Annotated in this window: 15 protein-coding genes and 4 pseudogenes; 13 read left to right on the forward strand and 6 right to left on the reverse strand. The window is 69.6% G+C overall.

Annotated features, from left to right (window positions below):
• Positions 1-22: 22 nt before the first annotated feature.
• Positions 23-1,432 (forward strand): glucoamylase family protein, encoded by a 1,410-nt coding sequence (locus ACP4E5_RS09680; RefSeq protein WP_425826990.1) that lies wholly within the window; start codon positions 23-25, stop codon positions 1,430-1,432.
• A gap of 108 nt (positions 1,433-1,540) precedes the next feature.
• Here ACP4E5_RS09680 and ACP4E5_RS09685 read toward each other — a convergent pair whose 3' ends face one another.
• Entirely contained in the window at positions 1,541-1,972 is a 432-nt protein-coding gene (locus tag ACP4E5_RS09685; protein ID WP_425826992.1) for an OsmC family protein, read from the reverse strand.
• Positions 1,973-2,297: 325 nt separating this feature from the next.
• Here ACP4E5_RS09685 and ACP4E5_RS09690 point away from each other — a divergent pair, with 325 nt between their 5' ends.
• Positions 2,298-2,447, forward strand: coding sequence for a hypothetical protein (locus ACP4E5_RS09690; RefSeq protein ID WP_425826994.1), 150 nt, complete (start codon positions 2,298-2,300; stop codon positions 2,445-2,447).
• Positions 2,448-2,698: 251 nt separating this feature from the next.
• Complete coding sequence (locus ACP4E5_RS09695; protein WP_425826996.1) at positions 2,699-3,688, forward strand: LLM class flavin-dependent oxidoreductase; 990 nt, start codon at positions 2,699-2,701, stop codon at positions 3,686-3,688.
• Positions 3,689-3,700: 12 nt separating this feature from the next.
• Here the strand turns inward: ACP4E5_RS09695 and ACP4E5_RS09700 are convergent, their stop codons facing one another.
• A complete protein-coding gene (locus tag ACP4E5_RS09700) occupies positions 3,701-3,877 on the reverse strand; it encodes a hypothetical protein (RefSeq protein ID WP_425826998.1) in 177 nt (58 codons plus the stop codon).
• A gap of 294 nt (positions 3,878-4,171) precedes the next feature.
• Positions 4,172-4,831 carry a type III effector protein gene (locus tag ACP4E5_RS09705; RefSeq protein WP_425827000.1) on the reverse strand — a complete coding sequence of 220 codons (660 nt, stop codon included), beginning with the start codon at positions 4,829-4,831 and terminating at the stop codon, positions 4,172-4,174.
• 175 nt (positions 4,832-5,006) lie between these two features.
• Here ACP4E5_RS09705 and ACP4E5_RS09710 point away from each other — a divergent pair, with 175 nt between their 5' ends.
• Positions 5,007-5,438, forward strand: a complete 432-nt coding sequence (locus tag ACP4E5_RS09710) for an Hsp20/alpha crystallin family protein (RefSeq protein ID WP_425827002.1) — start codon at positions 5,007-5,009, stop codon at positions 5,436-5,438.
• A 158-nt stretch (positions 5,439-5,596) separates the two neighbouring features.
• Positions 5,597-5,992 carry a DUF2267 domain-containing protein gene (locus ACP4E5_RS09715; RefSeq protein WP_425827004.1) on the forward strand — a complete coding sequence of 132 codons (396 nt, stop codon included), beginning with the start codon at positions 5,597-5,599 and terminating at the stop codon, positions 5,990-5,992.
• Positions 5,993-6,034: 42 nt separating this feature from the next.
• Here the strand turns inward: ACP4E5_RS09715 and ACP4E5_RS09720 are convergent.
• The 3 genes and pseudogenes from ACP4E5_RS09720 to ACP4E5_RS09730 all read right to left on the reverse strand — a co-directional run.
• Positions 6,035-6,130: pseudogene (locus ACP4E5_RS09720) on the reverse strand (transposase); the annotation flags it as partial.
• 19 nt (positions 6,131-6,149) lie between these two features.
• On the reverse strand, positions 6,150-6,794 hold the full coding sequence (locus tag ACP4E5_RS09725; protein WP_425827006.1) for a response regulator: 645 nt from the start codon (positions 6,792-6,794) through the stop codon (positions 6,150-6,152).
• A gap of 47 nt (positions 6,795-6,841) precedes the next feature.
• Positions 6,842-7,933, reverse strand: coding sequence for a sensor histidine kinase (locus ACP4E5_RS09730; protein ID WP_425827008.1), 1,092 nt, complete (start codon positions 7,931-7,933; stop codon positions 6,842-6,844).
• 257 nt (positions 7,934-8,190) lie between these two features.
• Between ACP4E5_RS09730 and ACP4E5_RS09735 the strand changes: the two genes are divergently transcribed.
• The 8 genes and pseudogenes from ACP4E5_RS09735 to ACP4E5_RS09770 all read left to right on the forward strand — a co-directional run bounded on the left by ACP4E5_RS09735 (position 8,191) and on the right by ACP4E5_RS09770 (position 13,259).
• On the forward strand, positions 8,191-8,520 hold the full coding sequence (locus ACP4E5_RS09735) for a hypothetical protein (RefSeq protein WP_425827010.1): 330 nt from the start codon (positions 8,191-8,193) through the stop codon (positions 8,518-8,520).
• Between the two features lie 297 nt (positions 8,521-8,817).
• Positions 8,818-9,255 (forward strand): hypothetical protein, encoded by a 438-nt coding sequence (locus ACP4E5_RS09740; protein ID WP_425827012.1) that lies wholly within the window; start codon positions 8,818-8,820, stop codon positions 9,253-9,255.
• A 354-nt stretch (positions 9,256-9,609) separates the two neighbouring features.
• A complete protein-coding gene (locus ACP4E5_RS09745; protein WP_425841159.1) occupies positions 9,610-10,254 on the forward strand; it encodes an ABC transporter substrate-binding protein in 645 nt (214 codons plus the stop codon).
• A pseudogene (locus ACP4E5_RS09750) lies at positions 10,190-10,939 on the forward strand (transposase); the annotation flags it as partial. The gene ACP4E5_RS09745 and the pseudogene ACP4E5_RS09750, both read left to right, overlap by 65 nt.
• Positions 10,940-10,955: 16 nt before the next feature.
• Positions 10,956-11,156, forward strand: a pseudogene (locus ACP4E5_RS09755) (ISKra4 family transposase); the annotation flags it as partial.
• A 36-nt stretch (positions 11,157-11,192) separates the two neighbouring features.
• Positions 11,193-11,747, forward strand: a pseudogene (locus tag ACP4E5_RS09760) (FAD-dependent oxidoreductase); the annotation flags it as partial.
• Positions 11,748-11,919: 172 nt separating this feature from the next.
• The gene (locus tag ACP4E5_RS09765) at positions 11,920-12,057 is read left to right on the forward strand and encodes a hypothetical protein (protein ID WP_425827014.1); all 138 of its coding nucleotides are present in this window, start codon (positions 11,920-11,922) and stop codon (positions 12,055-12,057) included.
• 5 nt (positions 12,058-12,062) lie between these two features.
• Positions 12,063-13,259 (forward strand): phospholipase D-like domain-containing protein, encoded by a 1,197-nt coding sequence (locus tag ACP4E5_RS09770; protein ID WP_425827016.1) that lies wholly within the window; start codon positions 12,063-12,065, stop codon positions 13,257-13,259.
• The last annotated feature ends 299 nt before the right edge of the window (positions 13,260-13,558 follow it).

A 13,558-nucleotide genomic window follows, 5' to 3' on the forward strand; every position in this document is an offset into this window, starting at 1 on the left:
CCCTTTCGGAAGAAGGACCTTCATGGACCGCCGTACGTTCCTGACCGCGGCGAGCGCCGGTGGCGCCGCCCTGACGCTGGGCGCCGCGCCCTTCGCCTCGGCCGCCCCCGCCGTCCCGGCTCCGTCGCTGCTGCGCACCTGGTTCCGTTCGACGTACCGCTCGATCGAGGCGATGACCACCGACCTCGGCCTCGTCACGGACAAGGTGGACGTGAGCGGATCCGGCGCCCCGGTGCCGTCCGTGCAGACCTCGCCGACGAACATCGGCTGCGGGCTCTGGTCGACGGCCGCCGCCGGCGGGCTCGGTGTGATCGGCCGGGACATCATGGAACGCAGGCTCGCGAAGACCGTCGCGGCGGTCGAGAAGCTGGAGCGGGCACACGGCTTCTGGTTCAACTGGTACGACGCCCACGACGGTTCACTCCTGACGTCCTGGCCGGAGACGGGTGACACCGTCCGCCCGTTCCTGTCGTCGGTGGACAACGCCTGGCTCGTCACGGGCCTGCGCATCGCCGCCCACGCCTCGCCGGCGCTGCGCCCGCGCGTCGCGAAGCTGCTGGCCGACGCCGACTGGTCGTACTACTACACGCCCTACGACGCGGCCGACCCGGTCACGGGCCCCGGGCAGCTCCGCGGTGGCTTCTGGCCCGACAAGCCCGGCAAGGGCGAGCCGACGGGCCACCACTACGGCGCCCTCAACACCGAGCCCCGGATGGCGAGTTACCTCGGCATCGCCGACGGCAGCCTGCCGTCCGAGCACTACTGGCACCTGTCGCGCACGCTGCTGCCGGGAGCGGGCCAGGAGCAGGAGCCCGAGGGCTCGTACGTCACGATCGACGGTGTCCGGGTGTGGCAGGGCCACTACACGTACCGGGGCCTCAAGGTGGTGCCCACTTGGGGCGGCTCGATGTTCGAGGCGCTGATGGTGCCGCTGTTCGTGCCGGAGGCGCAGTGGTCCCCGCGCTCGTGGGGCACGACGCACACCCGTTACGTCCGCGGCCAGATCGAGCACGGCCTGGAGGAGGCGGCGTACGGCTACTGGGGCTTCTCCCCCGCCAACATCCCCGAGGGCGGCTACCGCGAATACGGTGTCGACGCCCTCGGCATGCAGGAGGAGGGCTACAACTCCCTCGGCGTCGTCACCCCGCACGCCTCCTTCCTCGCCCTTCCGTACGCCCGCGCGGAGGCCGTCGCGAACCTCAAGGCGCTCGACGCGGACTTCGGTGCGTACGACCAGCGTTACGGCTTCCGGGACTCGGTGAACGTGAAGACAGGCCGGGTCAGCGATTTCGTGCTGGCCCTGGACCAGGGCATGATCGCGGCCGCCCTCGCCCAGGAACTGAGCCCCGGCCTGCTCCAACAGCCCTTCCGCACGGGCGGCTTCGCCTCACGGGTACGCCCCCTCCTCGCGAAGGAGCGCTTCTCCGTCTGAGCCGACCGGCTCGGACACCTTGGACCGGTGCCGCGACCGCGGCCGCTGTGGGGGCGGCCCGGCCGCGGCGCCTCATTCGTTCCGCACTTGTGCGTGTGCCGGCCGGGGTCAGGCCTCAGGCGACACTGTCGCGGTGACCGGTGTGCCCGCCTCCACGGTGCGGCTCACCGTGCACAGCCGGTCGTGCGAGCTCTTCACGGCCCGCGGCAGGATCGCGCGGGACCGGTCCCCCTCCGGCCCGTCGGGGAACGTGACATGGAAGGTGACCGCGAGGTCCGTCATCCGGTTGCCACCCTCGTCCTCGACCTTGTCGCCGGACGCCGTGATGGTGAACGCGGTCGGCTCGGCATGCCGGGTCGTGGCGGCCTCCACGTCGACGGCGGTGCAGCCGCCGAGGGCGGCGAGCAGGAGCTCGACCGGCGTGAAGTCCTCATCCGAACCGGTACCGAAGGTCACCGTGCCCCCACGTACGTTGGTCGCGGTGAACCGCCCCGGCCCGGAACGTTCGATGGACACGGAGCGCAGCGCGTTGTCAGTCATGGCTCCGACAGTAGTGTCCGGCGGGGTGGACCTCCGTACGCCTGGTGTTCCGCGACGCCAATCCGGGTCATCCGCAGTAAGGGTTCAGGTAGCGCAGGTGAGGGTCGCTGGACTCCTTGCAGGCCGAACCATGTGAGACAGGCAACGAACACTCGTAGCGGAGATTCACGTGACGGCATCACTGACATGCAGAAAGACCATGTCCCACGAAGCAGGATCCGTGTACGCCTGGGAAACCGCAGTCGGAGCCACCGGACACGTCCTGATCGACCCGGAAGGGTCAATTGCCCGCCCCTGCACACCAGAGGGAGAGCCCCTCGGCAACATGACCCTCAACAAGAGGGTCGGGAACGTGGAAAACCCCGTCCCCGACACGCAGTTCCGTCACGCCTTCCTGCTCACGGCATCGGCGATCTTCCAAGAGGGGGAGCGCCGAGGGCACCTGCCCGACAAGATCACGCGCACCTACTGGTAGGCGCCACGTCTTCAATCGCGAGTCCGGCCCTCTCGGAGCCGGCCTCGCGACATGCTGAGACCGGACTGAGCCCGGCACCTCGGTGGGCGCGGCAGCAGACCACGACGCGGAGCATGCCGGCGGTGATGACACGGAGGGCCGCCGTGCCGACCCTTGCGCGCCAACGGCTTGTACGACACGGTCCCTGAGACTGTGCCGTACAAGCCCCAGCCCGCGAGGAGCGGCAAGGCCCCTCGCCCCGAAGGAGCCCGATGTCTGATCCTCATGCCCGGCCCGCCCGCGGCCGCGTCGGAGTCCTGTTGCCCCGGGACCTGCCCGCACGCGAGGTGCTGTCCTACGCCCGGCGCGCCGAAGAGCTCGGCTTCGATCAGCTCTGGGTGGTGGAGGACCTCGGCTGGCGCGGCGGCATCGCCCAGGCCGCATCCGCCCTGGCCGGCACGGCGAACATCACGGTCGGCATCGGCCTTCTGCCCGCAGGCGCCCGCAACGTGTGCTTCGCCGCGATGGAGTTGGCCACCCTCGCCCAGCTCCACCCCGGCCGCCTCATCGCCGGAATCGGCCACGGCATGCCCGACTGGATGCGCCAGGCCGGATCCTGGCCCGACAGCCCCCTGACACTCCTCAGGGAGTACACGACTGCGCTGCGACTGCTCTTGCGGGGTGAGCCGGGGCCCGGGAACGGCCGCTATGTGCGCTGCGAAGGCGTCGTCCTCACCGAAACCCCCGACGCCGAGGCCGTCCCACCGGTTGTCCTGGGCGTCCGCGGCCCCCGGTCACAGCAAGCCGCGGGCGAGGTGGCCGACGGGCTCCTTCTGGCCGAACCCGCCGCCCCCGCCTACGTAACCGCCTCCTTGCGCCACTTGGGGCCCGCAGCCTCCTCGGGAACCCGGGAGATCATCACCTACGACGCCGCAGCCGTCGACGACGACGAGGAAGCCGCCCTCGCCCGCGTCCGGGCCGGCCTGGAAGCAATCGGCGAGCCGGACTGGGCGGCCCACATCGACCCACTGCCCTTCGCCGCCGAACTGCGCGCCCACCGTGCCGCCTGTTCCAACGCCCGGGAGTTCGCCCGGACCATGCCCGCCGCCTGGGTCCGCGAGCTGAGCATCGCCGGAACGCCCGACCAGGCCCGCGCGGCGATCGCCGCCCGCCACACGGCCGGCGCGACCAGCGTGGTCCTCGCGCCCGCCGGCCCCGACGCCCTGACAGCCCTCGACTCCTTCGCCCGCGTCCTCCCCTGACACCCCTCTCCATCACTGGTCTTGGAGGAACCCCACCATGCGTTCAGGAGCAGCCCCATGAGCGTTACCTGCCATCCCGGCGATGACCGATCGGGCGCCGGTCTTCAGATCACCATCAGCCTGACCGCGGCCGAAGCCGAGGCCCTCGGCGCAGACGCCGAGATCATGGCCGAAGTCCTGGACAGTCATCTATGGGCCCTGGGCATGCTTCGCACCCACGTCAATTCCCGCGACCCCGGCACACCACCACCCAAGCTTGCCGACTGGGCTGCCGCACTCATGGGGACCCGACGCCTCCATGACCGCCTCCGCGCGATAGACGACGCAGCGATCCGCGCCCACTCGGACGGCGGCGGCCCGCCCCGGCGCCTCGCCCGTGCCCTCGGAATCAGTACATCCGCCACACGGCGCCGATCGGCACGACTGGCCGGCAGCCCACGCAGCAACTGGGAGACGTGCGCCGGCTGCGCGCAGGGTGACGCACTAGGAGGCTTCCGGACCCGTCGCGGAGTCGGAGTTGGTCAGGGCGTCGAGCTGCGCGGCGAGGTCCGCGTGGCCGGGGGTGAGGTGGGGGCGGGTGGCGTTGAGGGGGCGGATGAGTGCGGCGGGGTCGTTGTCGGCGAGGGCCTCGTGGAGTCGGCCGAGCGGTTTGCGGGCCGTCGTGGGCAGGTCGGTGAGGGCCGTGATCTGGCCGGCGATGCGGCGCAGGTCGGCCGCGTGGTGGCGGGCCCAAGTGGCGGTGGTGCGCTCGGCGGCGCGGCGCTCGCGGGTGGCCTGGACGCGTTGTTCGCCGGTGGTTCCGGCGGGGCCGGGCTGCCCCCGCAGATAGCGGCGCTCGGCTGCCTGACGGCTGGCGACGCCGAGAGGGTGGGCGAGATCGGCCCAGCTGGCACCCGCCTGGCGGGCCGTTTCGATCAGCCCGGTCTCCCATCCGGCGAGCTGCTCGCGGACCTGCCGCAACAGCAGCAGGGAGGCCAGGGCCTGAGCCGCGCCGACGTCGTGCGTCTCGGCGCCGCCCGGGTCCGCGCGTCCGGCGGTGTGCAGCGCGTCGTCGATCGCCTCGAGGGCTGCCGCGGCGGCGAGGAACGACGCCGGGCTCGTTGCGTCGGCGTTCGACGATGCCGACTGGTCGGACGGGGTCATGGGCACCTCCCTTGGTTGGTCGGCTGGTCGGCCGTCTGGTCAGTTGTCCGGCGACCCATCCTGCCTGTCATCGATTCGACGACATATTGTTTGTCATCCATTGGACGACATGCTACAACGGTGTCAGTGAAGCGCATTGGCAGCAACTGCCCGAACCGCTGGAGGTGTTCTCACGATGTTGATGCGCACTGACCCCTTCCGTGAGCTGGACCGGCTGACGCAGCAGCTGATGGAGCCGGGCACCTGGTCGAGGCCCTCCCCGATGCCGATGGACGCCTACCGCGAGGGTGACCAGTACGTGGTGGCCTTCGACATCCCCGGCGTCACCGTCGAGGCGATCGACATCGACGTCGAGCGGAACATGCTGACCGTCAAGGTCGAGCGCCGCCCCGTGACGAAGTCCGAGGACGTACAGGTGGAGCTGTCGGAGCGGCCGCTGGGCGTCTTCTCCCGCCAGATCGTGCTCGCCGACACGCTGGACACCGAGCACATCCAGGCCGACTACGACGCAGGCGTGCTCACCCTGCGCATCCCGATCGCCGAGCGCGCCAAGCCCCGCAAGATCTCCATCGGCAGCGGGACCGGCCACAAGGAGATCTCCGGCTGAGCCGGACCGGCGAGCACTGGCCCGGATCGGCGAGCGTTGACAGCGACGGAGGACGGGTACCTGACCTCCCCCTCGCCCGTCCTCCGCGCCCCCGCGGAGTGAGGAAGACCTGTGGGCCGCGGCAGCCGCCCGGCCCTTGGGAAGGGGTGACGGCCACGGTGACGATGCGACGCGAAGCGTTCCTCGACCACGTCAAGGAACGCGGCGAGTACGACACCCTCCAGGAAGCCGAGCGCGCGGCCCGCGTCGTGCTCGCCCTGCTGGGCGCACATCTGATCGGCGAGGTACGAGCCCAACTGGCGGCGCGTCTGCCGGAAGGCTTCGCCCTGATCCTCCTCAACCCGCTGCAGAGCGCCGAGCCCCTCTCCCCGGAGCGGTTCGTGCGCGCGACCGCGGCCTGGATCGAGGGCGCGACGGAACAGACCGCCACATGGGACGTCAGCGCCGTGCTGTCCACGGCCGCCGACGCCGCCGGAGACGACCTCCTCGACGAGATCCTGCTCCAACTCCCCGCCGGGTACGACCTCCTCTTCGGCCGCCCCCGACCCACCTGAACCCCGGTGGCCGCGTACGCACCGGCCACTGGCCCAGGGCCCGCACCGGTCGGGCACATCGCGCCAGGCCACGCCGGTACGGAACTTCCACACGATGCCGTTGAGGACCATCCGGTCATCCCGCCGAGGCCCGGGCACGGCACTTTGACGACAGGCGCTAGGAGTTCCGCTGTGCCTGGAAGACCATGAGTGCCAGCTGGACCCGGTTGTCCAAGCCGGTCTTGGTGAGCGCGCGGGAGATGTGTGTCTTGACGGTGCCTTCGCTCATGAAGAGGGCCTTCGCGATGGTCGCGTTGGAAGCGCCCTCGGCGACGGCCTCGGCGACGGCGCGTTCCCGATCGGTGAGCGTCTCCAATGTCTGCTGAGCTTTGGCACTGGCGGAGTCATTGGCCGTGCGAGTGTGGCGTGCCACCAGTTGGCGGGTAATCGTTGCCGAGAACGCGGACTCCCCCGAGGCGGCAAGGTGAATCGCGTGGCAGAGCTCTTGCGGCGCGACGTCCTTGAGCAGATATCCGCTCGCGCCGGCCTGCAGGGCGTCGAGGACGTGGGTGTCCAGGTGGAAGGTGGTCAGCATCAACACCGCGACCGACGGCACCGCCGCACGGACACGGCGGGTGGCCTCGACGCCGTTCATCTCCGGCATCTGCAGGTCCATCAGGACGACATCGGGACGGTGCTGCGTTGCAGCGCTGACGGCCTCGGCGCCGCCTGATGCCTCGGCGACGATGGTGATCGTGGGGTCCACCGACAGGACCATCGAAAGCCCGGTGCGGACCATCGCGTCGTCGTCGACGATGAGCACCGACGTGGGCGTGCCGGGAGCGCTGCTGGACGGTGGGGAGTTGGTCATCACAGAGGCACTCGCGCAGAGAGTCGGAACTCGTGGGTGTTCTCACCGCGGTCGACGACCTCGTGCTCGGCGACGCCTCCCACGGCGGCGATCCGTTCGACGAGACCGCTCAGCCCGGCGCCACTTCCGGGCAACGCCGACTCGGCTTCCTCGATCGGGTTGGTGATCGTGACGAGGGCATCACTGCCCTGGCGGTGCACATTCACCGTGACCAGTGCACCAGGGGCATGCTTACGTGCGTTGGTCAGCCCCTCTTGCACGACGCGATAGACGTGCTCGACGTTCGGGGACTCCTGCAGCGCGGCTGTGCTCCCAGTGTTGCCGGTATTGGTGCCGCTGTCGGCGAGATCGAGGCGCGCGACGATCATCTGGCCCGCCTGTCTGGCTTCGTCGATCAACCCCGCGACGGTGTACTGCTCGTGCTCGGAGCTTCGCGGTGTCACGACGGTGCCGTCGCGCAGCATGCCGATCACCGTGCGCAGTTCGTCGAGTGCGCTGATCGCGGTCGTGCGGATCGTCGCGGCTGTGGTGCCGACATTCTTGGCGTTGTCCCTGGCGACCGCGAGCCCGCCGGCGTAGAGCGCGATCAGCGAGATGTAGTGCGCGACCGAGTCGTGCATGTCCCGGGCGATTCTGGCGCGTTCGGCCATCTGGATCTGTTCCGCTCGCTGCTCCCGCTCGCGCTCGATACGGGCCGCTCTGTCCCGGTAGACCGCGACCAGGTCCTGCTGCTTCTGCTGCAGCGCGCCCCAGGCCACCACGGCGAGTGCGATCGCGGTGTTGACCACCACGGTGAGGCTCAGCACCGAGTTGGCCGGATACAGCAGCCAGAAGACCAGGCCGCCGACGATATCGGCCAGCGCCACGACGAATGCCTGCTCGATGCGCCGGCTGCGTGCCACGGCGAACAGGGCCACGTAGTTGGCCACACCGGCTGTGGCGCAGAACGCCCCCGCGACCGCCAGCACCAGACCGACCACGACCGGAGCACGGTAACGAACCAGCAGCACGAGACTCGCGACGGCGCCCACGGTGATGTCGAGGACGCGCCACCCGCCTCCCGGGCGTTGCTCGAGGACCAGGAACAGCATGGCGAGTCCACCGGCGAACGAGGCCAGAACCAGCAACGCCGACCGGCCGCGCTCGACCCACGGCCCCCGGCGCACCGGGGCCTCGTCGTTGAGACCGCCGACGACGGCGGGAGGAGGAGTCGGCACCGGACCACCCTAGACGGCCGGTCCCGACGAAACAGTCAACGAAAGTCGTAGAAGCCATTGGCCGTTGGTGGACGCGCTCGGTCCCGATCGGCAGACGTCCGGCGCACCGGCCGGCCGACATCGTTGAGGACATGAACACCACACGTCCTCGCCGATACCTGATGACGCTGCTCGGGCTGGACCCGACCGGTCAGCGCTCCACGACCCGGATCCGCTTGGCCATCACCACGATTACCGCCTTCGCGACCGCCGTACAGATCATCGTCTGGTTGCTGCTGGGCATCTTCCGCACGCATCTCGACGGCCCGTGGTGGCTGTGGACACCCGGCAGCGCCCTCATCGTCAACGCTGCCCTGCTGTCGGCGGACCACGTGCGCCACCAGTGGCCACGCGCCGGCGCCTCGCACAGCCCCCAGACCAGCAACCCCCGTATGGACGACATCACCCGGGAGTCACTGTGACCACGCCATCGACCACCCCGAACCTCTCTGCCGCGTCTCGTCACGCAGCCGACGCATCGGACCTGACCAGCACCGTGTTCGCCGGGCGAGCGGGAATGGCCGTGGGTGCCCTCGCCGTGCCGTTGGTGGCTCTGTACTTCGTCTACTCAGGACCGCCCCCGGAGTGGAACGTCCTGACGCGCAGCCTCCTGACGCTGGTGACCATGGCCGTGCTGACGGCGTTCGGGGTCGCTCTGGCACGCCTGCTGCCCAGGGACGACACGGGGCCAACGCACCATCGCCGGACAGCTCACCATCGTGTCGCTGCTCACCTACGTCGCGGTGATCCTCTTCGCCACCTCGCTCGAGGCCGGCACCCCCTTGGCCTTCCCGGACCGGGGCATGGACCCGACCACGGACGGCCCTCTGGCGGCCGCCATGGCACTGGCTCATGGCCCGATCGCACACCTGTGGATCGCGATGTTCCTGCTCGGATTCGCCCGTGCCGCGCAGCAGTTCACGACAGCCGCGTCACCGATCGCGCCGCGGTGGGCCCTGCGCGGCGCCACCGTCGTCGGAGTCATCAACCTGCTGGCCGTCCCGTCCCTCTACTTCGGCATGGACGCCACCCACTTCTACGCCATCAACGGGTGGGGTGCGGACGCCCTCGTCGGCCTGATCACCATGGCCTGGGTCGGTTTCATCGGCCTGGGGGTCCACCGGGCGAGCAAGAACCGGGCACGGATGCTGACTTGACGGGTGGTTGGGCTGATCTCCGTCTGGACGAAGTCGAGCGACCGCGATACCGCGGCAGCACGCCGAAGTTTCAACCCCGGGGACGGGTCCGCGGCCACACCTCGCGCGCCTCCCAGGGCGGACGCCTCGGCCTCTTCGACGGACGATGCCAAAATGTTAAGACATTAGGTCTTCATGCCAACGCGATGTCGTGTGAATCTTGCGCACGATCATTTCGCGCAAGGAGGCCGAATGGAAGTCGTCGCGCGGCGAACCGCGTTGACAGCGGCCGCTCTCGGCGCGGGGTCGGTGCTGCTCTCGGGATGCGGGACAGCGCTCGACCTCACGCACGGGGACGGCGGTGGGAGCGACAGCATGCTGCTGACGATCGCCACGAACGCTGTGTCCGGTGGCAAGAACGCCGACGAGGCGGACTGGATCAAGCAATGGGTGATCCCTCGGTTCGAGCGCGCCCAGCGGGCCAAGGGGCGGCGGGTCAGGGTGGAGTACGCCCCCAGCGGCGTCGACGACGAGCAGTACAAGACGAAGCTCGCTCTCGACCTCAAGGCCCACGCGGGACCCGACATCATGGCGCTCGACGGCATCTGGGTCGGTGAGTTCGCGCAGGCCGGGTACATCGAGCCGCTGCGGTCCGTGGTCGGGACCGACTTCGAGCGGTGGGAGGGCTGGCGGCAGATCAGCCGTCAGGTACGCCGGTTGGCCACGTTCGAGAACAAGCTCTACGGCATCCCGGCCGGCACCGACGCACGCGTCCTCTTCTACAACAAGGTGCTGTTCCGCAAGGCGGGGCTGCCCGAGGACTGGCAGCCCCGCGACTGGCGGGAGATCCTCGACACCGCGCGCCGACTCAAGCGGCTCGATGACGTGGTGCCGCTGCAGCTCAACGCCGGGACGGCGATGGGCGGGGCCACCACCATGCAGGGGCTGCTGCCCTTACCCGGCGGCCTTGGACGCCTTCGCCCCCTGGGCCAACGGCCTGTGCCGCCCCGAGGCCCGTGAACTTCTGAAGGCCGCACCGACGCCCACCCGGGCCGCGCGGTTGACCCGTGCACAGCTCCAGGCCGCCCTGAAGCGGGCCGGCCGCCAGCGCGGCATCGCTGCCGAGGCCGACCGCCTTCGCGACGTCTTCCGGGCCGAGTGGGCCCACCAGCCGCAGCTGGTGGAGGACGCACTCGGCAAGCAAATGCTCGCCCTCCTCATCCAGCTGGAGGCAGCCTGCGCCGCCTCCGACCAGCTCGCAGAGGCGGTGGAACAGGCTTTCCCTCAACACCCGGACGCCGAAGTGATCCTCAGCTTCCCGGGGCTCGGCGTCCAGCTCGGCGCCCGGATCCTCGCTGAGATCGGGGATGACCACACTCGCTTCGCCGACGCCCGCGGCCTCAAGGCCTACGCCGGCTCGTCGCCCGTCACCAGAGCCTCCGGGAAGAAGTCATCCATCACCCGGCGGTGGGTGAAGAACGACCGACTCAACCACGCGGGCTACCTGTGGGCGTTCGCCGCTCTCCGGCACTCACCCGGGGCGGATGCTCACTACCGGCGCCGCCGTGAGCGCGGGGACTGGCACGCTGCCGCCCAGCGCAACCTCTTCAACCGCATGATCGGACAGCTCTACCACTGCCTCCAAAACCGCAAGCTGTTCGACGAGCACACCGCGTTCCCTACCGAACTCGCCACCGCAGCTTGACGTGTTGGCATCGTGAGGTGTCTGCCGCCACCTGATCGCCGACCGCCTCGACATCACCGGCGCCCGCTGGGGCCTCGACGGCGCCGAAGCCGTCCTCCGACTCCGCGCACTGATCACCAACGGCGACTTCGAGGACTACTGGACCTTCCACGCGGCCCGCGAACATCAACGCCTCTACCCCAACCCCGACCAGCAGGACTACCGCCTCACCGCATGAATCCGACCTTCACTTCAGAGGATCCGCACCCAATCCGAAGACGTGCATGCCTTTCTGAACTTCTCCCACACACAGCCGCGACACGACGCGTTCTCGGACACGAAAGCCCAACAGGACCTGCTCGTCGAGGTGTTCGGTGACGCGGGATGGAGGATCCCGGAGCTGCTTGCCGCCCTTCGCGACGCCGACGACGTGTTCTTCGACGCGGTCGGCCAGATCCGCATGCCTCGCTGGTCCAGCGGCAGGGTCGCGCTGGTCGGCGACAGTGCGTACGCGCCCTCGTTCCTCACCGGTCAGGGCACCAGTCTCGCGCTCGTCGGCGCGTACATGCTCGCCCACTCCCTGGCCGCCAACCCGGGCGACCACGCCGCGGGGTTCGCCGCATACGAACACGGCACCCGCGAGTTCGTGAGCCTGAACCAGGGGCTGGTCGGCGCAGGTGACGCTCCGCTCTTCCCGACCACCGCGCAGACGCTGAAACAGCGCAACGACAGACTCCGCAGCCTCGACGCCCTCCCCTCCGCCCAGACACGGCCCGCCCATTCGGCCCTCACCCTGCCCGACCTCACGCCCCCTGACTGCGAGGCCTGACCTGCCCGACGTTCATCGGGCACAGAGGCACCCCTGTCCGCATGATTCGGTCCAGGCCGAAACACGTTGCGGGTCGCGGCTACGCGTCACGAGCCTGGCCGGGCGACCGAACGAACCATCGTGCCCGTCCTCGTGGGGGCGGCCGCGCGCACGGAGACAAGGAGACCTGCTCATGCTCACCCTCACGCGTCCGAAGATCACCACGGCCCTCACAGGCGTGCGCACGAGCGTGGCGTGCGAACCGGGTGGTACGACGACCGCGGCGCACTCCGCACCGGCCGCCGACGCGGCCGCACAGATTCAGAGGTGACCGGCATGCGCAGACTTCTCCTGGTCGTCGCTGCCGGAATTCTCGCGGCGTTCGGGCTCAGCGCGCCCACCACCGTGACAGCGGCGCCGCCGCCGGACCTCGGCACAAGTGCCGTGTTCAGCAAGCCGGGTGGCACCGAGGTCAAAGACCAGCTGATCCGTCTGATCGACGGATCCGAGCACGGCTCGATCTACCTGAGCACCTTCCTCTTCCGCGACGAGGACGTCGCCGCGAGCCTCACCGGTGCCGCCGAGCGGGGCGTGGGCGTGAAGGTGATCGCCGACTACCGGTCCCTCAACAAGCACCCGGACGTCTACGAGCGCTTCGACGACGCGATGAAGAACGACGGCAAGGACTCCACCTGGGCGAAGCTCTGCTCCAAGGGCTCGGGGTGCATCGGGAACAAGGGCTCCGCGTACCAGCACAGCAAGTTCGCCCTGTTCTCCAACACCCTGCGGCAGTCCAAGGTCACCTTCATCACGACCGCGAACCTCACGGGCGACGACACCGTGGGCGGCACCGGCGGCTGGAACAGCGCCTACACGCGGGTCGGCAACGACGGCCTCTACGACCGTATGCGCGACTACTTCTACGACCTGCGGGCGGAGACCAAGAACGACGACTACTACAACACGGAGGACGGCAAGCCGGCCTCGTACAAGAACGTCAAGACGTACTTCCACCCGCGGCAGGGCGCCAACACGTTCGTCAACATTCTCAAGGGCGTGGACTGCAACAAGCGGGCGCTGATCCGGATCGACCACTGGTGGCTCGCGAAGACGGACCTCGCCAAGAAGCTCTGGGAGATGGGGCGGACGGGATGCGGGGTGCAGATCGTGGTCAACCAGATCTCCGAGAAGGCATGCGAAGCACTGACCAAGAAGGACGGCGGCTACACCGGACCGCAGATCCGCGGCTTCCGCGCCGCCCAGCGCGAGCACGGCACGCACGGGAAGAACATGACGATCGCCGGGAACTACCTCGGCAAGGACCGGTACGTCACCTTCACCGGCAGCGCCAACTTCACCCCGTCGTCGCTGGAGGAGAACGACGAGGTCACCGCGCGGATCGAGGACAAGACCATCCACCACCTGTACGCCGGCAACATGCTGGACGTCTGGAACGCGGCGACCATCCGCGACCGGGACTGCACGAAGCTGGCCCCGGCCGATGCAAGGGCTCCGGCCGACGAGGACAGCTGACTGACAGTTCCGCCCGCACGTGCCGAGCCGCCCGCGCCCCGCCAACCAGGGCGCGGCGGGCGGCCCTTGGCAAACCCGGGAGGGCAGGAGGGAGGGGGCCTGCCCTCCAGGGCTGCTGCCGCGCGCCAGCCGCACGCGCCCGGAGCAGGGATCGGGTGGGAACCTGATCTACCCTGTGCGTGCCAAAACCCCATTCACGCAGCCCCCCCAAGCCGTCATCGCGCCGTGGCAGCCAGGCGTGATGACAGCGTCACACGAACGCCTCTCGGCCTCGCCGCCCGGGCCGGCCCCCGGGCCGT

It is taken from the genome of Streptomyces fractus (assembly GCF_049844455.1).
Taxonomy (GTDB): domain Bacteria; phylum Actinomycetota; class Actinomycetes; order Streptomycetales; family Streptomycetaceae; genus Streptomyces; species Streptomyces fractus.